15 protein-coding genes are annotated in these 20878 nt (G+C 59.6%); 9 read left to right on the top strand and 6 right to left on the bottom strand.

Going from position 1 to position 20878, the window contains the following annotated elements; genetic code table 11:
* Positions 1 to 201 precede the first annotated feature (201 nt).
* From FJD34_RS23820 to FJD34_RS23860, 9 genes are all read left to right on the top strand, one after another.
* Complete coding sequence (locus FJD34_RS23820) at positions 202 to 1599, top strand: polynucleotide adenylyltransferase PcnB (protein ID WP_029298948.1); 1398 nt, start codon at positions 202 to 204, stop codon at positions 1597 to 1599.
* 5 nt (positions 1600 to 1604) lie between these two features.
* The gene (folK, locus tag FJD34_RS23825) at positions 1605 to 2087 is read left to right on the top strand and encodes a 2-amino-4-hydroxy-6-hydroxymethyldihydropteridine diphosphokinase (RefSeq protein WP_065942923.1); all 483 of its coding nucleotides are present in this window, start codon (positions 1605 to 1607) and stop codon (positions 2085 to 2087) included.
* Between the two features lie 322 nt (positions 2088 to 2409).
* Entirely contained in the window at positions 2410 to 3210 is an 801-nt protein-coding gene (gene panB / locus FJD34_RS23830) for a 3-methyl-2-oxobutanoate hydroxymethyltransferase (protein WP_032862928.1), read from the top strand.
* On the top strand, positions 3207 to 4061 hold the full coding sequence (panC, locus tag FJD34_RS23835; RefSeq protein WP_032862927.1) for a pantoate--beta-alanine ligase: 855 nt from the start codon (positions 3207 to 3209) through the stop codon (positions 4059 to 4061). The genes panB and panC overlap by 4 nt, the downstream gene beginning before the upstream one ends.
* Positions 4062 to 4350: 289 nt before the next feature.
* Positions 4351 to 6015, top strand: coding sequence for a glucose-6-phosphate isomerase (gene pgi / locus FJD34_RS23840; protein WP_032862925.1), 1665 nt, complete (start codon positions 4351 to 4353; stop codon positions 6013 to 6015).
* Between the two features lie 97 nt (positions 6016 to 6112).
* Positions 6113 to 8050, top strand: a complete 1938-nt coding sequence (gene acs / locus FJD34_RS23845; RefSeq protein WP_032862924.1) for an acetate--CoA ligase — start codon at positions 6113 to 6115, stop codon at positions 8048 to 8050.
* Between the two features lie 16 nt (positions 8051 to 8066).
* The gene (locus FJD34_RS23850; protein ID WP_090292967.1) at positions 8067 to 8936 is read left to right on the top strand and encodes an oxygenase MpaB family protein; all 870 of its coding nucleotides are present in this window, start codon (positions 8067 to 8069) and stop codon (positions 8934 to 8936) included.
* 176 nt (positions 8937 to 9112) lie between these two features.
* Positions 9113 to 10129, top strand: coding sequence for a class I SAM-dependent rRNA methyltransferase (locus FJD34_RS23855; RefSeq protein WP_032862921.1), 1017 nt, complete (start codon positions 9113 to 9115; stop codon positions 10127 to 10129).
* 107 nt (positions 10130 to 10236) lie between these two features.
* Positions 10237 to 13170 (top strand): DUF748 domain-containing protein, encoded by a 2934-nt coding sequence (locus tag FJD34_RS23860; protein WP_090292966.1) that lies wholly within the window; start codon positions 10237 to 10239, stop codon positions 13168 to 13170.
* A 363-nt stretch (positions 13171 to 13533) separates the two neighbouring features.
* Here FJD34_RS23860 and FJD34_RS23865 read toward each other — a convergent pair whose 3' ends face one another.
* The 6 genes from FJD34_RS23865 to infB form a co-directional block, all read right to left on the bottom strand.
* The gene (locus tag FJD34_RS23865) at positions 13534 to 13881 is read right to left on the bottom strand and encodes a BON domain-containing protein (protein ID WP_032862919.1); all 348 of its coding nucleotides are present in this window, start codon (positions 13879 to 13881) and stop codon (positions 13534 to 13536) included.
* Between the two features lie 297 nt (positions 13882 to 14178).
* Entirely contained in the window at positions 14179 to 16284 is a 2106-nt protein-coding gene (gene pnp, locus FJD34_RS23870; RefSeq protein WP_032862917.1) for a polyribonucleotide nucleotidyltransferase, read from the bottom strand.
* Positions 16285 to 16479: 195 nt separating this feature from the next.
* Positions 16480 to 16749 (bottom strand): 30S ribosomal protein S15, encoded by a 270-nt coding sequence (rpsO, locus tag FJD34_RS23875; RefSeq protein ID WP_003177875.1) that lies wholly within the window; start codon positions 16747 to 16749, stop codon positions 16480 to 16482.
* A gap of 115 nt (positions 16750 to 16864) precedes the next feature.
* On the bottom strand, positions 16865 to 17782 hold the full coding sequence (gene truB / locus FJD34_RS23880) for a tRNA pseudouridine(55) synthase TruB (RefSeq protein WP_003176136.1): 918 nt from the start codon (positions 17780 to 17782) through the stop codon (positions 16865 to 16867).
* 3 nt (positions 17783 to 17785) lie between these two features.
* Positions 17786 to 18181, bottom strand: coding sequence for a 30S ribosome-binding factor RbfA (gene rbfA / locus FJD34_RS23885; protein ID WP_029298974.1), 396 nt, complete (start codon positions 18179 to 18181; stop codon positions 17786 to 17788).
* A 159-nt stretch (positions 18182 to 18340) separates the two neighbouring features.
* Positions 18341 to 20863 (bottom strand): translation initiation factor IF-2, encoded by a 2523-nt coding sequence (infB, locus tag FJD34_RS23890; RefSeq protein WP_032862915.1) that lies wholly within the window; start codon positions 20861 to 20863, stop codon positions 18341 to 18343.
* Positions 20864 to 20878: the final 15 nt, after the last annotated feature.

The raw sequence follows: 20878 nt of genomic DNA on the forward strand, positions 1-20878 counted from the left end.
TAGAGCACGCAACTACTTTCTGGGGGAGCTTCGGCTCCCCTTGTAGTTTCTGCAATTTGAGCATCACGCCGGCTTATTTAAGCCTCTGGCTCAACGCTTGCAGCTAGTTCCTACACCATCCCCTGACTAAATGCTAGAATCCCGGCCCATCATGCGGTCATTCTTCGTTATGGCCGAACATTCCTTCAAACAGTGCATCCCATGCTGAAGAAGTTGTTCCAGTCATTCCGTTCCCCCTTGCGTCGTACGCAACACATTCGCAGCACGCCTGAAGTGCTCAACAGCAATCAACATTCGCTGCAGCGCGCCCAGTTCAGCCGTTATGCGGTGAACATCGTCGAACGCCTGCAGAACGCTGGCTACCAGGCCTACCTGGTCGGCGGTTGCGTGCGCGACATGTTGCTCAACATCACTCCCAAGGATTTCGACGTCGCCACCAGCGCCACGCCCGAACAAGTGCGTGCCGAGTTTCGCAACGCGCGGATCATCGGCCGGCGCTTCAAGTTGGTGCACATCCACTTTGGTCGCGAGATCATCGAGGTCGCGACCTTCCGCGCGGGCCACCCGCAAAACGATGAAGAGGAAGACAGCAACCAGTCTTCCCGCAACGAAAGCGGACGTATCCTGCGGGACAATGTGTACGGCACCCTGGAAGAAGACGCGCAACGTCGCGACTTCACCATCAATGCCCTTTATTACGATCCGGTCAGCGAACGCATTCTCGATTACGCCAACGGCGTGCACGATATCCGCAATCACCTGATCCGCCTGATCGGCGACCCCACGCAGCGCTACCAGGAAGATCCGGTGCGCATGCTGCGGGCCGTGCGGTTTGCCGCCAAGCTGAACTTCGGCATCGAGAAACACACGGCCGCGCCGATTCGCGAACTGGCACCCATGCTGCGGGAAATCCCCTCGGCGCGCCTGTTCGAGGAAGTGCTCAAGCTGTTCCTGTCCGGGCATGCCGCCGACACGTTCGAAATGCTGGTGGACCTGCAGTTGTTCGACCCACTGTTCCCGGCCAGCGCCGATGCACTGGAGCACAACCCGACGTACACCCACACCCTGATCAGTGAAGCGTTGATCAACACTGACCTGCGGATCAAACAGAACAAACCGGTGACCCCGGCGTTCCTGTTTGCTGCCCTGCTCTGGCCTGCGTTGCCAGCCCGGGTACTGCGCCTGCAGAACCGCGGCATGCCGCCGATTCCGGCGATGCAGGAAGCGGCGCACGAACTGATCGCCGAACAGTGCCAGCGCATCGCGATCCCCAAGCGTTTCACCATGCCGATCCGCGAGATCTGGGACATGCAGGAGCGCCTGCCACGGCGCAGTGGCAAACGTGCCGACCTGCTGCTGGACAACCCGCGCTTCCGTGCCGGCTATGACTTCCTGCTGCTGCGTGAAAGCGCTGGCGAACAGACCGATGGCCTGGGCGAATGGTGGACCGACTACCAGGACGCCAATGACAGCGAACGCCGCGAGATGATTCGTGAGCTCAGCAGCAAAGGCGAAGCCACTGGCGACGGGCCGAAAAAGCGCCGTCGCAGCAGCGGTAGCAAGCGCAAACGCAGTGCCGCCGATACCTCTGGCGAGTAAGCACGGTGGAGCGTATCTACATCGGCATGGGCAGCAACCTCGCTGCCCCGCAGCAGCAATTGCGCAACGCCATAGAGGCGTTGGCGCAATTGCCGAACACCACAGTCGCGGGTGTCTCTGCCTTCTATCAAAGTGATTCCCTGCTTCAGGGCCAACCGCGCTATACCAATGCCGTGGCGGCGCTGGACAGCGCCCTCGCGCCGCTGGAACTGCTGGATGCACTGCAAGCCATCGAGAACGATCAGGGCCGCGAACGTCTTGAACGCTGGGGCCCACGCACCCTGGACCTGGATATCCTGCTGTTTGGCGAGCGCCTGATCGATGAGGCGCGCCTCAAGGTGCCTCATTACCAGATGCATCTGCGGGCTTTTGTGCTGTACCCGCTGGCTGAACTGGCGCCTGCCACGTTGCAACTGCCTGACGGCCGTCTACTCAATGACCTGCTCGCCGAATGCCCGTTCGTCGGCCTGGAACGCTTGCCACTGTAGGAGCGAGCTTGCTCGCGAAAATCGTCAATATAAATGCAGGCTGCCTGATTAAACGCGCTGTCTAGATGTTCTTCGCGAGCAAGCTCGCTCCTACAATCGCATCAGTAACAGCGGTAACACCCCACTCGTAACAATGCGGTAACACATCCAATTGACTTCCAGAGTCCTCCTCACGACTATAGGCGTCCCGCTGCCGCCAACCCGGCGCTGAAGGGCGCAATCCAGGCCTTATAAGCACTGCTCTGAAGAAAGTGCGCCTGTATAAACGAAGACTCACGCGCGTTACTCGCTGTTTCCAAGCGCCTGAATGAGGACCCTTTTCATGCCAGACATTACCCTGACCACCTTGCAGAGCCTCAAACTCAAGGGTGAAAAAATCGCCATGCTGACCTGCTATGACGCCACCTTCGCCCATGCCTGCTGCCAGGCCGGCGTCGAGGTGCTACTGGTGGGCGACTCCCTGGGCATGGTTCTTCAAGGGAATGACAGCACACTGCCCGTCACCACAGACGAACTTGCCTACCACACCGCCAGCGTCAAGCGCGGTAACCAAGGCGCCTTCATCATCGCCGACCTACCGTTCATGGGTTACGCAACGCTTGAGCAGACCTTCCAGAATGCCGGCAAGCTGATGCAGGCCGGGGCACATATGATCAAGGTCGAAGGTGCCGTTTGGCTCGCCGAGTCGATCCGCCTGCTGGCTGAACGCGGTGTACCGGTGTGCGCGCACATGGGCCTGACGCCGCAGTCGGTGAATATCCTCGGCGGCTACAAGGTCCAGGGCCGCAATGAAGCCCAGGCGCGGCAGATGCGGGCCGATGCCATTGCCCTGGAGCAGGCCGGCGCGGCGATGATCGTGCTCGAATGCGTGCCGAGCGAACTGGCTGAAGAAATCACCCAGGCCGTGAAAATCCCGGTGATTGGCATTGGCGCGGGCAGCGCCACCGATGGCCAGGTCCTGGTGCTGCACGACATGCTCGGCCTGGCCCTCACCGGCCGTGCACCGAAGTTCGTGAAAAACTTCATGGCCGGCCAGGACAGCATCCAGGCCGCACTGAGCGCCTATGTCGCCGAAGTCAAAGGCGTTACCTTCCCTGGCATCGAACACGGGTTCTCGGCATGAACACCGTCAAAACCCTGCGTGAACTGCGGGCCGCGGTCACTCACGCGCGCAGTGCGGGCAAGCGCATCGGCTTCGTGCCCACCATGGGTAACCTGCATGCCGGCCACGCCACACTGGTGACTCGGGCCGCCGAGCAAGCAGACTTCGTGGTGGCGAGCATTTTCGTCAACCCGCTGCAGTTTGGCGCTGGCGAAGACCTGGACAAGTACCCTCGCACCCTGGCCGCCGACCAGGAAAAGCTGCTGGTGGCCGGCTGCAACCTGCTGTTCGCCCCCACAGTCGACGAGATGTACCCTGATGGCATGACGGTGCAGACGCGAGTCAGCGTACCGCAGTTGTCCGAAGGACTGTGCGGCGCCAGCCGCCCCGGTCACTTCGAGGGTGTGGCGACGGTGGTGAGCAAGTTGTTCAACATGGTCCAGCCTGACCTGGCAGTGTTCGGGCAAAAGGACTACCAGCAACTGGCAGTGATCCGCGCCATGGTGCGCGACCTGAACATGCCGATCCAGATCATTGGCGAGCCTACGGTGCGCGCCGATGACGGCCTGGCGCTGTCCTCGCGCAACGGCTACCTGACGCAAGAACAGCGCGCCATCGCCCCGGTGCTGTACCGCAGCCTCAGCCAGATCGCTACGGCGATCCAGGCCGGCGAACGTGACTTTGCCAAACTGCGCGCCGAACAGATCCAGCACATCGAGGCCGCCGGCCTGCGCATGGACTACCTGGAAGTTCGCCAGGGCCAGCATCTGCGCCCTGCAACTGTCGAGGATCGTGATGTGGTGATCCTGGTTGCCGCTTACCTGGGCGCGACCCGGTTGATCGACAACCTGCATCTCAATTTGCCCGCCTGAAGCTGGCGATAATCCAATGTGCGAGCGGGCTTGTGTGGGAGCGGGCAAGCCCTAATGCCACACAAACCTGCTCCCCCATTGGTTTTGTAGCGCCCCTCAGGCCCTGGTATAAAAAAGTACCAACCTCTGCACAGACAAAGCCAAGACATATCGACACGCTAGGTTTAATGTAATCGCCCGGCGTTATAGTTAGCGCTGTCTGGAACCCAATCCTTGATACAAGACTGGACGTTCCGGGTTCAGCAGTGTCCTAAAGGCAATCCCAGTAATAAAAAGGAAACCCGCAGCGATGGCGTATTACCGCACCCCTCATGACGTTACCGCTCTGCCCGCCTGGCAAGCGCTCAATCAACATCGCCAAGCCATGCAGGATTTCAGCATGCGCGAAGCGTTCAATGCCGATCCCCAGCGCTTTTCCCAGTTCACTCTGAGCAGCTGCGGACTGTTCCTCGATTACTCGAAAAACCTCATCACTGCGCAAACCCGCGACCTGCTGGTGGACCTGGCCAACGAAGTCGACCTCAAGGGCGCGATCAAAGCGCTGTTCGACGGCGAGCCGGTCAACTCTTCGGAAGGCCGTCCGGCGCTGCATACCGCACTGCGCCGCCCGGTGGGCGACAAGCTGTCGGTCAACGGCACCAACATCATGCCCGACGTGCACAAAGTGCTGAACCAGATCACCGACCTGGTGGGCCGCATTCATGACGGCCTATGGCGCGGCTACACCGAGAAGCCGATCACGGACGTGGTCAACATCGGCATCGGTGGCTCGTTCCTCGGCCCGGAGCTGGTCTCCGAAGCGCTGTTGTCCTACGCCCATAAAGGCGTGCGCTGCCACTACCTGGCGAATATCGACGGCAGTGAGTTCCACGAACTGACCCAGAAGCTGCGCGCCGAGACCACGCTGTTCATCGTCTCGTCAAAATCCTTCAACACCCTGGAAACCCTGAAAAACGCCCAGGCCGCCCGCGCCTGGTACCTGGCCCAGGGTGGCTCGGAAGCCGAGCTGTATCGCCACTTCATCGCGGTGTCGAGCAACAATGCGGCGGCCGTGGCCTTCGGGATCCGTGAAGAAAACATCTTCCCGATGTGGGACTGGGTCGGCGGCCGTTATTCGTTGTGGTCGGCCATCGGCTTGCCAATCGCCCTGGCCATCGGCATGTCCAACTTCAAGGAACTGCTGTCTGGCGCCTACTCCATGGACCAGCACTTCCAGAACGCTCCGTTTGAACAGAACATGCCTGTGCTGCTGGGCCTGCTGGGTGTGTGGTACGGCAACTTCTGGGGCGCGCAGAGCCACGCGATCCTGCCGTATGACCATTACCTGCGCAACATCACCAAGCACTTGCAACAACTGGACATGGAATCCAACGGCAAGAGCGTACGCCAGGATGGCACGCCGGTTGCCACCGACACCGGTCCGGTGATCTGGGGCGGCGTGGGCTGCAACGGTCAGCATGCCTACCACCAGTTGCTGCACCAGGGTACCCAGTTGATCCCGGCCGACTTCATTGTGCCAATCGTCAGCTTCAACCCAGTCTCCGACCATCACCAATGGCTGTACGCCAACTGCCTGTCCCAGAGCCAGGCGTTGATGCTCGGCAAGACCCTTAGCGAAGCCGAAGCCGAGCTGCGCGACAAAGGCATGGCCGAAGCCGAAGTGCAGAAACTGGCCCCGCACAAAGTGATCCCGGGCAACCGCCCAAGCAACACCCTGGTGGTCGAGCGGATCAGCCCGCGTCGCCTGGGCGCGCTGGTGGCGATGTATGAGCACAAAGTGTTCGTACAGAGCGTCATCTGGGGCATCAATGCCTTTGACCAATGGGGTGTTGAGTTGGGCAAGGAGCTGGGCAAGGGCGTCTACAACCGCCTGACAGGCGCCGAGGAAAGCACGGCCGACGATGCCTCGACCCAAGGCTTGATCAACTACTTCCGTGGTCGTCACCGCGGTTGAGGTGATCGGCACTACAATCAGGGATTGAACCTGCATAAACGGCTCCTATAGGGGCCGTTTACGCTCTTGTGGCCATAACAAGAATAAGGATCCCTGTATGTTCGATATCAGCCAGTTTCCCCATGCCGATGCCGTGCGCCGTGCTGCACAACTGGGCCAAGAGGACTACCAGCGCCTCTATCGGCAATCTATCGAGAACCCCGACACCTTCTGGGCCGAACAAGCCAAGGCCTTGCTCGACTGGGTCACGCCCTGGCAGACCGTCCAGCACTGCGACATCCACACCGGCGCCGCACAGTGGTTTGCCGGCGGCCAGTTGAACGTCAGCTACAACTGCATTGACCGGCACCTGGCGCAGCGTGCCGATCAGCCGGCCTTCATCTGGGAAGGCGACGATCCGGCAAAGTCGTCCAAAATTACCTACCGCCAACTTCATCAAAACGTCAGCCGCCTGGCCAATGTGCTGAAAAGCCGTGGCGTGAAGAAAGGCGACCGGGTGTGTATCTATATGCCGATGATTCCAGAAGCCGCCTACGCGATGCTGGCCTGCACACGCATTGGTGCGGTGCACTCGGTGGTATTTGGCGGGTTCTCACCGGATGCCTTGCGCGATCGTATTCTCGATGCCGACTGCCGCACGGTGATCACCGCCGACGAAGGTGTACGCGGCGGCAAACCCGTGGCGCTGAAACAGAATGTCGACAAGGCCTTGGCCAGTTGCCCAAATGTCACGACGGTACTGGTGGTAGCACGTACCGGCGCCGCCGTGGCCTGGACCGAGGGGCGCGACCTCAAGTATCAACAAGCCGTTGACGCGGTCAGCGGCGAATGCCCGCCCGAGCCGATGGATGCCGAAGACCCGCTGTTTATCCTTTATACCTCCGGCAGTACCGGCAAGCCCAAGGGCGTGCTGCACACCACCGGTGGCTATCTGCTGCAAGCGGCAATGACCTTCAAGTACGTGCTCGACTACCGCGAAGGCGAGGTGTTCTGGTGCACCGCCGACGTCGGCTGGGTGACCGGCCACAGTTACATCGTGTACGGGCCACTGGCCAATGGCGCCACCTCCCTGATGTTCGAGGGCGTACCGAGCTACCCGGACAGCTCGCGCTTCTGGCAGGTGATCGACAAGCATCAGGTGAATATTTTCTACACCGCACCCACCGCCCTGCGGGCCCTGATGCGTGAGGGCCATGGTCCGCTGGAGAACACGTCCAGGGCTAGCCTGAGATTGCTCGGCAGTGTCGGCGAACCGATCAACCCGGAAGCCTGGGAATGGTATTTCAATGCCGTCGGCGAGCAGCGCTGCCCGATTGTCGATACGTGGTGGCAGACCGAGACCGGCGGCATCATGCTCAGCCCGCTGGTCAGCGCCCAGCGCATCAAGCCCGGCTGCGCGACCCAGCCAATGTTTGGGGTACTGCCGGTATTACTCGACGAACAGGGCAAGGAAATCAGCGGCGCCGGCAGTGGCGTCCTGGCGATCAAAGCCAGTTGGCCGGGGCAGATCCGCAGCGTGTATGGCGACCCACAGCGGATGATCGACACCTATTTCAAGCCCTACCCCGGCTACTACTTCACCGGCGACGGCGCGCGGCGCGACGAGGATGGCGACTACTGGATCACCGGGCGCATCGATGATGTGATCAACGTCTCCGGCCATCGCATCGGTACCGCCGAGGTGGAAAGCGCGCTGGTGCTGCATGACAAGGTGGCCGAGGCGGCCGTTGTCGGCTATCCCCATGACCTCAAGGGCCAGGGCATCTATGCGTTTGTCACGCCGATGAATGGCGTCGAGCCCAGCGACGAGCTGAAAAAGCACCTGCTGGCACTGGTCAGCAAGGAAATCGGTAGTTTCGCCAAGCCCGAGCTGATCCAATGGGCACCGGCCTTGCCCAAAACCCGCTCAGGCAAGATCATGCGGCGTATCCTGCGCAAGATCGCCTGCAACGAGCTGGACAGCCTGGGCGATACGTCGACCCTGGCCGATCCCAGCGTGGTCGATGGCCTGATCGACAAGCGCCTGAACCGATAGGAACCCCCAAGCCACCATGGAATTTCTGCGCAACCGTATCGAATCCCAGTTGATGAGCCTGACAGGCCTGTCCCTGGGCAACCTGGACCTGGAAAGCCCCAAGGGCGATCCAGGGCTGTTCGGGCCGGACTCGGTAAGCTGGCAGGTCCATGGTGATTTCAGCAGCATGCTGATCGGCGGTATCAGCGCCTTGATGTTGCAGGCGCTGCATCCCCTGGCGCTGGCCGGCGTGTGGGACCATTCGAACTTTCGCCAGGACATGCTCGGGCGCCTGCGGCGTACTTCGCAGTTTATTTCCGGCACCACTTTTGGCTCGCGGCGCGATGCCGAGTGGCTAATCGAAAAAGTGCGTACCATCCACCTGCAAGTGGTCGGGCATGCCCCTGACGGGCGTCCTTATGCGGCCAGCGATCCGCAATTACTGACCTGGGTGCATGTCGCCGAAGTCAGCAGCTTTCTGGCGGCGCACCTGCGCTACAAAAACCCGGACTTATCGCCTCGGGATCAGGACCGGTACTACAGCGAGATCGCCTTGATCGCCGAGCAACTGGGGGCACGACATGTGCCGCGCTCACGGCAGGAAATTTCGGATTATCTGCAACGAATTCGTCCACAACTGCTGTGTGACGAGCGCAGCCACGAAGTGTTGCGCCTACTGCTCAATGCCCCGGCCCCCAGCACCCTGGCCAAGCCGTTCGGCGCACTGATGATGCAGGCCGGCATCGACCTACTGCCGGGCTGGGCCAGCGACATGCTTGGCCAGCAACAAAGCCCACTGCAACGCCAACTGATCCGCGCCGGGGTCAAGCACAGCGCACCGCTGCTGCGTTGGGCAATGCGCAATGGTTCGGTGCAGCGCGCCCACAGGCGAATGGGCCTGCTGTAACGACGCAACCCCTTGTAGGCGCTGGCTTGCCAGCGAAAATCGTCAACGCTGACGCAATAAGCCTGACGAAGCGCGGCGATATCGAGTTTTTCGCGGGCAAGCCCGCTCCTACAAAAGCCGGGACCCACAGGAGCTGTTAAACTTGCGCGCTTCAATTCCCCAGCAAGGCGCGCTCCATGTCGTCCCTGAATCAGGCGCTGCGCGCCGCCCTCGATCACCGTCAAGACCTGCTCGCCGAGCTGCATGCCCAAGGCACCGATTGCTACCGGTTGTTCCATGGCAGCCAGGAAGGCGCCGGTGGCTTGACCATCGACCGTTACGGCCCCCAATTGATGGTGCAGAGTTTTCACCAGTCCCTGGACAGCGATGCGCTACAGCAACTGCACCTGATGATCAACCAGTACCTGGGCCTGGAGTTGCTGCTGGTCTATAACGACCGCTCCCGCGGCAACTCGCGGATCGACCGGGAAGACACGGTATACCGCGCCGAACCCGCGGCCCTGGAGGATCTGGTCGGCCACGAGTGGGGCCTGAACTACCGTGTGCGCGGCCGCCACCCCGGGCAGGACCCGCTGCTGTTCCTGGACCTGCGCAACACCCGTGGCTGGGTCAAGGCGCACAGTGCCGGCAAAAGTGTGCTGAACCTGTTTGCCTACACCTGTGGCGTCGGCCTCAGCGCAGCGGCCGGTGGAGCCCGCGAGGTATGCAACCTGGACTTTGCCGAGGGCAACCTGGCCGTCGGCCAAGAAAACGGCGAGTTGAACCCACAGCTGTCGAAAATGACCTTTGTACAGTCCGACTACTTCCCTGCCATTCGCCAACTGGCGGGACTGCCGATCACTCAGCGTCGCGGACAGAAGCTGCCCAGCTACCCGCGCCTGGAACAACGTCAATATGACCTGGTACTGCTCGACCCGCCGGCCTGGGCCAAAAGCGCCTTTGGGACCGTGGACCTGTTGCGTGACTACCAAAGCCTGCTCAAACCGGCATTGCTCGCCACCGCCGACAATGGCGTACTGATTTGCTGCAATAACCTGGCAAAGGTCAGCATGGATGACTGGCGCGAGCAGGTCTTGCGCTGCGCCGAAAAGGCCGGCCGGCCTGTACGCGACTGGAAAGTGATGACACCCGGTGCGGACTTCCCCTCACAAGACCAACAGCCACCGCTGAAGACTCTGATCCTGCAACTGTAGGATTGTCCTGAAAAGCTTAGGCTGGCGTAATAAAGGCGCGGTTCTTCGGAACCGCAAACCCGTGCCATACTCCAAGGCACTTCTGAACCACATAGATGGCGTCACCCATGCCCAAAGGATTGATTCGCGCCGCAGGCGCCTTGCTGACCGCCCTTGCACTCTATAGCTTGCTGGGCTTCCTGATTCTCCCCGGCATCGCCCTTCGCGTGGCCAACCAACAGTTGGCCAACTACGCCACCGTGCCAGCCCGCATCGAGCGTATCGAGCTCAACCCGTTCAGCCTTGAGCTGACCCTCTGGGGCCTGAAGATCGGTGAGCCCGGCAAGGAGCAGGTGGGCTTTGAACGCCTCTACGCCAACCTGCAGATCGACAGCCTCTGGACCCGTGCCCTGCACCTGGCCGATGTGCAGTTGGACAAGCCGAAGACCGAAATCCTGTTCGACAAGGCCGGCACGCTCAACCTCGCGCAATTGTTCAAAGTGCCGCCGAGCGAACCGACGCCCGATGATCCCGAAAGCAAACCGTTCCCACTGCGCATCGAGCGCATCAAGCTGGCCGGCGGCTACGTGCACTTTGAAGACGTACGCCCAAGCGAGCCTATCGAGTTTCTCTACGACAAACTCGACTTCGAACTGAAAAACCTCAGCACCCTGCCCGAAGACAACGCCGACATGACCCTGGTCGCCGCAGGCCCCGAAGGCGGCCAGATCGACTGGACCGGCAATTTCAGCCTGGTCCCGATCGCCTCCGAGGGTAAGCTCAAAGTCACTGATGGCAAGATGAAAGTCTGGTGGCCGTATGTGCGCGACGCCGTGCCACTGGTCCTGGAAGATGGCGTGCTCAATTTCAGCACCGACTACAAGCTCAACCTGGCCAAAGAAACCGAACTGAACCTGACCAACGTCTCCGCGAGCATCGCGCCCTTCGCGATCAAGGCCCCGGATGGCCGGCCACTGGCGCGTCTGGAGCGCCTGGATGTCAGCGAAACCTCGATCGACCTGGCCAAGCAGCAAGTGATCGTCGGCAAGATCCGCAGTAACAAGCTCGAAACCTGGGCTGCCCGCGAAGCCGATGGCCAGTTGGACTGGCAGAAACTGTTCGCCAGCCAGCCGAGCAAGCCGGCCGCAGCCCCTGAGCCGGCAACGGCCCCAGCCACCGCCGACTCGCCAAAACCCGAGGCGGTAGCGCCAAGCAAGCCTTGGCAAGTGCTACTCAAGGATGTGCAACTGCGCAACTATCAGGTGCATCTGGCTGATCGCCAGGTAAAACCTGCGGTAGCGCTGGAACTGGGCCCGCTGAATGTCGATGTCCAAGACTTCGACAGCCTCAACCAAAGCCCCTTCACACTCAAGATCGACACCGGCCTGGGCAAACAGGGCAAGATCCAGGCGAGCGGCCAGGTCAACCTGAACCCGGTCAGCGCTAAGTTGAAAGTCGACACCAAGGATATCGACCTGCGGGTTGCCCAGTCCTATATCAGCCCGTTTATCCGCCTGGAGCTGCGTAGCGGCATGCTGGGCAGCAACCTGGATGTGAACCTCAAGAGTACCGAGCCCCTCGCGCTGCAGATCACCGGCCGTGCGCAAGTGGACCAGTTGCACACCCTGGACACCCTTAAGACCCGTGACTTCCTCAAGTGGCAGCGCCTGGTGGTCGAAGGCTTGAACTATCAGCATGGCAACAGCCTGTCGATCGACAAGATCAACCTGCTGCAACCCTATGTCCGCTTCATGATCAACGATGATCGCACCACCAACGTCGATGACCTGCTGATCCCGCAGCCAGCCGACAGTGGTGCCAAGTCCACCACCAAATCCAGCGCGAGCAACGAAAAGCCCCTGGGCATCCGGATCGGCCAGATCGCGATCAATGATGGCTCGGCCAACTTCGCCGACTTCAGCCTGACGCCGAACTTCGCCACCGCGATCCAGCAACTCAACGGCCAGATCGGCACCATCGACAGCCGCCAGGCCAAACCGGCCAGCGTCGATATCAAGGGCAAGGTTGACCGCTACGCGCCGGTGACCATCAAGGGCAGCGTAAACCCGTTTGACCCGATGGCCGCGCTCGACATTGCCACTAGCTTCAAACGCGTCGAACTGACAACCCTGACCCCGTATTCGGGCAAGTTTGCCGGGTTCCGGATCCGCAAGGGCCGGCTCAACCTTGACCTGCACTACATCATCACCAAGGGCCAATTGAAGGCCGAGAACAAGGTGGTGGTGGAGCAACTGCAACTGGGCGAAAAAGTCGACAGTGCGGACGCGGTGGACCTGCCGATTCGTCTGGCGATTGCCCTGCTCAAGGACACCGACGGCAAGATCTCCATCGAGTTGCCGGTGACTGGCGACTTGAACAACCCGCAATTCAGCGTGATGCCGATTGTCTGGCAAACCCTGCGCAACCTGGTGGTGCGCGCGGCGACGGCGCCGTTCAAGTTTATTGGCGGGCTGGTCACCGGTGGCGGCTCGGAAGACCTTGGCAACGTGTCGTTCGCTGCAGGCTCCAGTGCGTTGAGCAAGGACGCCGAGTCGGCCCTCAACAGCCTCTCCAAGGCCCTCAAGGAGCGCCCTGCCCTGCGCCTGGAGATCGAAGGCACTGCGGCGGCGAGCAGCGATGGTCCGTTCCTGGCCGGCGAGCGGCTTGAGCGCGAATACCAATACAACTACTACAAGATCCTCCAGCGCCGGGGCGATAAAGTCCCGGCCCAGGCATCGTTGCTTGTCGTACCGGAGAAGGAAAAAGCACCACTGCTGGAAGGCATCTACCGTACCCGCTTGAAACAACAGCCTCCGGCCGAGTGGAAAGACCTGGGCAGCGATGAGCGCACGGCGAAGCTGCGCGAAGGTGTGATCAAGTTCTGGAGCGCCAGTGACGTGCTGCTGCGCCAACTGGGGCAGGATCGTGCCAGCGCCATCAAGGACTATCTGGTGGACAAGGGCCAGTTGGACGATGATCGGGTGTACTTCATTGATGCCAACCTCGGGCAAGCCGAGAAAGATGGGCGGGTAATCACCCCCATGCACCTGGATGCCGAGTAATTACCCGGCACCAGAAGTCTGAAGTGTGGGAGCTGGCCTGCCTGCGATAGCGGTGGGTCAGCCAGCCTACTGGCTACTGATCTAATGCCAGTCAGTTAAGCGGTCATCGCCTCCTGTAGGAGCGAGCTTGCTCGCTCCTACAAAAAAGCCTTAACTGACTGGCATTAAGGCAAGCCAGCCTCCCACATTTGAGCTCCATCATCCGCAAATATGTATTCCAAACCACAATAAAACGGGCCCCGACACAAGTGCCGGGGCCCGTAGTGACCACATCCCTGTGGTCGGTCGCATGAACCTGTAAGGTGCATTGAGCGGATATCTGCCTCGCTCTAGGCCGCCTGGGTTCAGTCGAATTGTTAAGCGTTACTCTGCTTTCAGGCCGTCGGCCGATACAGCTTTAACGCCTTTGATTTTCTTGGTGATAGCTACTGCCATTTCCTTCTGTGCGTCAGTCACAGCAACGGTGGAGGACAGGGAAACCACGCCTTTGTTGGTTTCGACTTTGATGTCGGTGCCAGGAATGCCTTTCTCGGTGACCAGATCAGCTTTGACTTTAGTGGTGATCCAGGTGTCAGAGGTCGCTTCTTTGGCCTTGGTCACTTCACCAGCGGCTACAACCATTGGAGCCTGGGAAGTCTGGGCGAACGCAACGTTAGCCATGGTCAGGGTCAGAGCGGTGGCAGTTGCAGCAGCGATAGCGAACTTCTTCATACGAGTAACTCCTGTTTTTTCGAAGGTCTGCAGCGTTTCAACGTTAATGCTGCAGGGTTACCCGTACTATTGCAGGCGCTGTGCCAAGTCTTCACGATCAATAATTACCTTTAAAATCAACAAGTTGAAATATTTGTCGATTTTCGGAATCGTGCAACTTGCATGAAGGGTATCGTGCCTGCATGCAAGTTGCGGCTTTTGCCCTGGGCTAAACGGCTGATTTACCTTCACTTTCCCACGGCTATAAAAAAAGGACCCCGAAGGGTCCTCTTTTTCAGCGTGAAGCCTGGGGAGTAATTAAACGCCCGAAGCCTTGGCTGCCGCTACGTCCTTGATGGACAGCTTGATACGGCCGCGGTTGTCCACGTCCAATACCAGCACTTCCACTTCCTGGCCTTCTTTCAGGATGTCGGTCACTTTCTCAACGCGAGCATCGCTCAGCATGGAGATGTGAACCAGGCCATCCTTGCCCGGCAGGATGTTGACGAATGCGCCGAAGTCGACGATGCGCTCAACCTTACCGACGTAGATCTTGCCGATTTCAGCCTCAGCGGTGATGCCCAGGACGCGCTGGCGTGCAGCTTCAGCAGCTTCCTTGGTTTCGCCGAAGATCTTGATCGAACCGTCGTCTTCGATATCGATCGAAGCCTTGGTTTCTTCACAGATCGCACGGATGGTCGCGCCACCTTTACCGATGACATCACGGATTTTGTCGGTGTCGATTTTCATCGCGATCATGGTCGGAGCATTTTCCGACAGCTCGGTACGCGACTGGCCAATGATCTGGTTCATCTGGCCGAGGATGTTCAGGCGCGCTTCCAGGGCTTGGCCCAGGGCGATTTCCATGATCTCTTCGGTGATGCCCTTGATCTTGATGTCCATCTGCAGCGCGGTCACACCCTTGGCGGTACCGGCTACCTTGAAGTCCATGTCGCCCAGGTGGTCTTCGTCACCCAGGATGTCGGTCAGGACGGCGAACTTCTCGCCTTCCTTAACCAGGCCCATGGCGATACCGGCAACCGGCGCCTTCATCGGCACACCAGCGTCCATCAGAGCCAGGGAAGCACCGCAAACTGAAGCCATGGAGCTGGAACCGTTGGACTCGGTGATTTCCGACACAACACGGATAGTGTACGGGAACACATCAGCGGCCGGCAGCATGGCCGAAATCGAACGACGGGCCAGACGGCCGTGACCGATTTCGCGACGACCAGCACCACCCATGCGACCACACTCACCTACCGAGAACGGAGGGAAGTTGTAGTGCAGCATGAACGGGTCTTTTTTCTCGCCTTCCAGGGTGTCCAGCAGCTGTGCGTCACGGGCAGTACCCAGTGTTGCAACAACCAGGGCCTGGGTCTCGCCACGGGTGAACAGTGCCGAACCGTGGGTTTTTGGCAGAACGCCGACTTCGATGTTCAGCGGACGTACGGTGCGGGTGTCGCGACCGTCGATACGTGGCTTGCCGTTGACGATGTTTTCGCGAACGGTGCGGTATTCGATCTCGCCGAAAGCAGCTTTGACTTCGCTGGAAGAAGGCTGGCCTTCTTCACCGGACAGCTTGGCAACAACCTGATCCTTCAGCTCACCCAGGCGAGCGTAACGGTCGGCCTTGATGGTGATGGTGTAGGCTTCGGAGATCGCAGCGCCGAACTCGGAGCGGATAGCGCCCAGCAGTTCGGTGGCTTCTGGCTGAGGAGCCCAGGTCCAGGTTGGCTTGGCAGCTTCAGCGGCCAGTTCTTTAACTGCGTTGATCACAACCTGGAACTCGTCGTGAGCAAACAGTACGGCGCCCAGCATTTGGTCTTCGGTCAGCTCTTTGGCTTCCGATTCAACCATCAACACGGCTTCCGAAGTACCGGCAACGACCATGTCCAGGCTCGAAGCTTTCTGTTGTTCGTAAGTCGGGTTCAGCAGGTAGCCGGTGCTTTCGTGGAACGCAACACGGGCAGCGCCGATCGGACCATCGAAAGGAATACCGGAGATGGCCAGGGCAGCCGAGGTGCCGATCATCGCAGCGATGTCCGGATCGGTCTTCTTGCTGGTGGAGACGACGGTGCAGACAACCTGCACTTCGTTCATGAAGCCTTCTGGGAACAGCGGACGGATCGGACGGTCGATCAGTCGGGAAGTCAGGGTTTCTTTCTCGGAAGGACGGCCTTCGCGCTTGAAGAAACCGCCAGGGATCTTACCGGCAGCGTAAGTCTTTTCCTGGTAGTGAACAGACAGAGGGAAGAAGCCCTTGCCTGGATCGGCTTGCTTGGCACCAACGACGGTCACCAATACGCTGACGTCATCATCAACGGTGACCAGCACTGCGCCGGAGGCCTGACGGGCGATACGGCCTGTCTCAAGGGTAACGGTCGACTGACCGAACTGGAATTTTTTGATTACCGGGTTCACGGTGTCCTACCTTCTTTGTGGCTCTTGGGGAACTGGTCTTCTTGCGAAATTCTTGGGCAATGTCGGGAATCGGCCCAACCCTTGTCCAGGGGTAAAACGTGTATCCAGATAAAACTTGAGGCTGGGAGCCTGCCATGGGCCAGCGGGAATCCCACTGACACACGACAGACAACCAACCTCTAGCGCAATCGCTGATTAGCGACGCAGACCCAGGCGACCGATCAGAGTTTGATAACGACCCAGATCCTTGCCTTTCAGGTAGTCCAGCAGCTTACGACGCTGGTTTACCATGCGGATCAGACCACGACGGGAGTGGTGATCTTTACCGTTGGCCTTGAAGTGACCTTGCAGCTTGTTGATGTTGTGGGTCAGCAGTGCAACTTGCACTTCTGGCGAACCAGTGTCACCAACAGCTTGCTGATAGTCAGCTACGATTTGTGCTTTTTCTTGAACGTCGAGAGCCATGAGGCAATCCTTTTTTCAGGAAACCACCCAAAGGGCAGTTTCAACAGGCCAGGGACAAATCCCTGTATCTAAAAATGAGTGTTGACCGTGCCTGTTAACAGCCACACTCGTCCGGTCATTCTGACCGAATCAGTCGACGCGGCGCGATGCGCCCGTCTTCGCTCACTTCACCGATACCGATAAAGCGACCGTTGTGATCTTGTACCCGCACCATACCGAATTTCGGGGCATCCGGTGCGCGTACCGGCTGGCCGTTAAGCCAGTAGAACGCGCTGTGCTCCGAGAAGTGCAGCAATGGCCAATCCAGCAAACCGCTGTCCGATGGCATCAGGAAGCGATCAACTGCTTCGTTGCCGCCCTCGGCATGCACGGCCTCCAACTCTTCCAGCGTGACCGTCTGGGCCAGGGTGAAAGGGCCAGCCTGGGTGCGTCGCAACTCAGCAACGTACGCGCCGCAACCGAGCTGTTCACCAATATCTTCCACCAGGGTACGGATATAGGTGCCTTTGCTGCAATCCACGGCCAAACGTGCGGTGTCGCCTTCGCAGGCGAGCAATTCCAAGCGCGCAATAGTAACAGAACGCGGTTCGCGCTCCACTACTTCGCCCGCACGTGCCAGCTTGTAAAGAGGCTGCCCGTCACGCTTGAGAGCCGAGTACATCGGCGGTATCTGACTGATTTGCCCACGAAAAGCAGGTAAGGCAGCCTCAATATCTGCACGACCAACGGTCACGTCGCGAACCTGCAAAACATCACCTTCGGCATCTGCCGTGGTGGTGGTCTTGCCCAGTTGCATCAGGGTTTCGTAACCCTTGTCCGAGTCGAGCAGGTATTGGGAGAACTTGGTGGCCTCGCCAAAGCACAATGGCAATACGCCAGTGGCCAGGGGATCGAGGCTGCCCGTGTGCCCGGCCTTCTCGGCATTGAGCAGCCAGCGGACCTTCTGCAACGCGGCATTGGAGGTAAAACCAATGGGCTTGTCGAGCAGGATGATGCCGCTGACATTACGACGGATACGTTTGACCTGAGCCACCGCTTACTCCTTGGCGTCTTCAGGTGTGGACGGATGCTGATTGTCTTCAGCCACGGCGCGCTCGATCAGGGCCGACAGGTGCGCACCACGCACGACGCTTTCGTCGTAGTGGAAGTGCAACTGGGGCACGCTGCGCAGCTTCATCTCACGGGCCAACTGCATCCGCAAAAAGCCTGCGGCGGAGTTGAGCACCTTGATGCTTTGCGCGATCTCTTCGCTGTTGTCCTGGCCCATCACGGTGATGAAGATCTTCGCGTGACCGACGTCACGGCTCACTTCAACAGCGGTGATGGTGACCAGGCCAACGCGCGGGTCTTTGACTTCGCGACGGATCAGTTGGGCCAGCTCGCGCTGCATCTGATCGCCGATACGTTGGGTACGGCTGTATTCTTTTGCCATGTCTTGTTACCTGTTACTGCCACACGGTGAAACCCGTGGGGTCTGAAAGCGGCAAACGCCCGGCCTGACAAAAGCCAGACCGGGCGTTGCGTTTAGAGTCCGGACACTGCGCGGGGCATTTGCATGCCCACACGCGGCGTGGCTCCTGAAGTGCGCGAGTTAGAGGCTGCGAGCAACCTGGACCTTCTCGTAGACTTCGATCTTGTCGCCAGGCTTGACGTCGTTGTAGCTCTTGACGCCGATACCGCATTCCATGCCAGCACGTACTTCGGAAGCGTCATCCTTGAAGCGGCGCAGGGATTCCAGCTCGCCTTCGAAGATAACGATGTCTTCACGCAGTACACGGATTGGACGGTTACGGTGCACGGTACCTTCGATAACCATGCAACCGGCGATCGCGCCGAACTTCGGCGAACGGAACACGTCACGCACCTCGGCCACACCCAGGATGTTCTCCCGGACGTCGCTGCCAAGCATGCCGGTGAGGGCCTTCTTGACGTCTTCGATGATGTCGTAGATGACGTTGTAGTAACGCATGTCCAGGCCTTCCTGCTCGACGATCTTGCGTGCGCCAGCATCGGCACGCACGTTGAAGCCGAACAGTACAGCGTTGGAAGCCAGTGCCAGGTTGGCGTCGGACTCGGTGATACCACCGACACCGCCACCGACAACACGCACTTGCACTTCGTCGTTACCCAGGCCGTTCAAGGCGCCGTTCAACGCTTCGAGGGAACCACGGACGTCAGATTTGAGGACGATGTTAAGCGTCTTCTTCTCTGCCTGGCCCATGTTCTCGAAGATGTTTTCCAGCTTGCCGGCGTGAGCGCGAGCCAGTTTGACTTCGCGGAACTTGCCTTGACGGAACAGAGCCACTTCACGGGCTTTCTTCTCGTCCGACAGCACGCTCATCTCGTCGCCAGCGTCCGGGGTACCGTCCAGGCCGAGGATCTCGACAGGGATGGAAGGACCCGCTTCCTTGATTGGCTTGCCGTTCTCGTCGAGCATGGCACGTACACGGCCATAGTTCGAACCGACCAGCACCATGTCGCCTTGGCGCAGGGTACCGTCTTGAACCAGAACGGTAGCAACCGGGCCACGACCTTTGTCGAGACGCGATTCAACCACAACACCACGACCCGGGGCCGATGGCGTTGCTTTGAGTTCCAGGACTTCGGCTTGCAGCAGAACCGCTTCGAGCAGTTCGTCTACGCCAGTACCAACCTTCGCCGAAACCGAAACGAACGGCGTATCACCGCCCCACTCTTCGGAAGTCACACCGTGAACCGACAGTTCGCTACGGATGCGATCAAGATCAGCGCCCGGCTTGTCGATTTTGTTCACGGCAACAACCAGTGGAACACCAGCGGCCTTGGCGTGCTGGACAGCTTCAATGGTCTGCGGCATTACGCCGTCGTCCGCTGCAACTACCAGGATCACGATGTCGGTCGCCTTGGCACCACGGGCACGCATTGCGGTAAACGCGGCGTGACCTGGGGTGTCAAGGAAGGTGACCATGCCGCGCTCGGTTTCAACGTGGTATGCACCGATGTGCTGGGTGATACCACCGGCTTCGCCGGCAGCTACCTTGGCACGACGGATGTAGTCGAGCAGCGAGGTCTTACCGTGGTCAACGTGGCCCATTACGGTCACGACTGGTGCACGGGAGAAAGTCTCGCCTTCAAACTTCAGGGACTCGGCCAGGGAGTCTTCCAGGGCGGTGTCGCTGACCAGGGTCACTTTGTGGCCCAGTTCTTCGGCTACCAGTTGAGCAGTTTCCTGATCAAGCACCTGGTTGATGGTCGCTGGAGTACCCAGTTTGAACATGAACTTGATGATTTCAGCAGCCTTGACCGACATCTGATTGGCCAGATCGCCAACCGTGATGGTCTCGCCGATCTGCACATCACGCACGACAGGGCCGGTTGGGCTCTGGAAACCGTGGGCGTTGCGTTTCTTCAGCTTGGCCTTGCCGCGACCACCACGACGGAAGCCATCGCTTTCTTCGTCGGTAGTGCGTGGCGCAACGCGTGGAGCAGGCGCTTTCTCTTTGACCGAGGCACGATGCGGAGCGTTTTTACGCTCGCCATCGCCACCACCACTGCGACGATTGTTATCGTCGGCACGTGGTTTGTCCGGACGACGAGGTTCGTCGCGCTTGCGAGCGTCAGCAGCAGGTGCTGGAGCAGCGGCAACCGGAGCGGCCTCACGCACAGCTTCAACAGGCGCGCTAGGTGCAGCGACTGCGTCAGTAGCGGATTGCGCAGCAGCAGGCTGGCTACGCGCTTCTTCTTCGGCGCGACGCTTGGCTTCTTCTTCAGCCTTCTGGCGTGCAGCATTTTCTACTGCGCGACGTTCGTCCATCTCGCGTTTGCGCTCGGCTTCGATTTCTTCCGGGCTGCGCTGTACGAAGACTTTCTTCTTACGCACTTCAACGCTGATGCTCTTGCTACCAGCCACCCGCAGGGTGCTGGTTGTTTTGCGCTGCAATGTAATCTTGCGCGGTTCTTCCACTTTCGCCTTGTGGCTGCTTTTCAAGTGAGTCAGCAACGATTGCTTCTCACTGTCGCTCACATGTTCCTCGGCGGCGGTGTGCGGCAGACCTGCCTCACGCATCTGCTGCAACAGGCGCTCTACCGGTGTTTTGACCTCATCGGCCAGTTGTTTCACCGTGACTTGCGTCATGCACTTCTCTCCTCA

This window comes from Pseudomonas brenneri, from assembly GCF_007858285.1.
In the GTDB taxonomy this organism is placed as follows: Bacteria; Pseudomonadota; Gammaproteobacteria; order Pseudomonadales; family Pseudomonadaceae; genus Aquipseudomonas; species Aquipseudomonas brenneri.

What these genes read in the sequence shown, in the direction of transcription:
- FJD34_RS23855 (WP_032862921.1), top strand. Translation starts at nt 9,113, where the DNA reads ATGTCGTCCCTGAATCAGGCGCTGCGCGCCGCCCTCGATCACCGTCAA.
- FJD34_RS23860 (WP_090292966.1), top strand. Translation starts at nt 10,237, where the DNA reads ATGCCCAAAGGATTGATTCGCGCCGCAGGCGCCTTGCTGACCGCCCTT.
- rbfA (WP_029298974.1), bottom strand. Translation starts at nt 18,181, where the DNA reads ATGGCAAAAGAATACAGCCGTACCCAACGTATCGGCGATCAGATGCAG.
- FJD34_RS23865 (WP_032862919.1), bottom strand. Translation starts at nt 13,881, where the DNA reads ATGAAGAAGTTCGCTATCGCTGCTGCAACTGCCACCGCTCTGACCCTG.
- panB (WP_032862928.1), top strand. Translation starts at nt 2,410, where the DNA reads ATGCCAGACATTACCCTGACCACCTTGCAGAGCCTCAAACTCAAGGGT.
- acs (WP_032862924.1), top strand. Translation starts at nt 6,113, where the DNA reads ATGTTCGATATCAGCCAGTTTCCCCATGCCGATGCCGTGCGCCGTGCT.
- pgi (WP_032862925.1), top strand. Translation starts at nt 4,351, where the DNA reads ATGGCGTATTACCGCACCCCTCATGACGTTACCGCTCTGCCCGCCTGG.
- infB (WP_032862915.1), bottom strand. Translation starts at nt 20,863, where the DNA reads ATGACGCAAGTCACGGTGAAACAACTGGCCGATGAGGTCAAAACACCG.
- panC (WP_032862927.1), top strand. Translation starts at nt 3,207, where the DNA reads ATGAACACCGTCAAAACCCTGCGTGAACTGCGGGCCGCGGTCACTCAC.
- FJD34_RS23820 (WP_029298948.1), top strand. Translation starts at nt 202, where the DNA reads ATGCTGAAGAAGTTGTTCCAGTCATTCCGTTCCCCCTTGCGTCGTACG.
- FJD34_RS23850 (WP_090292967.1), top strand. Translation starts at nt 8,067, where the DNA reads ATGGAATTTCTGCGCAACCGTATCGAATCCCAGTTGATGAGCCTGACA.
- rpsO (WP_003177875.1), bottom strand. Translation starts at nt 16,749, where the DNA reads ATGGCTCTCGACGTTCAAGAAAAAGCACAAATCGTAGCTGACTATCAG.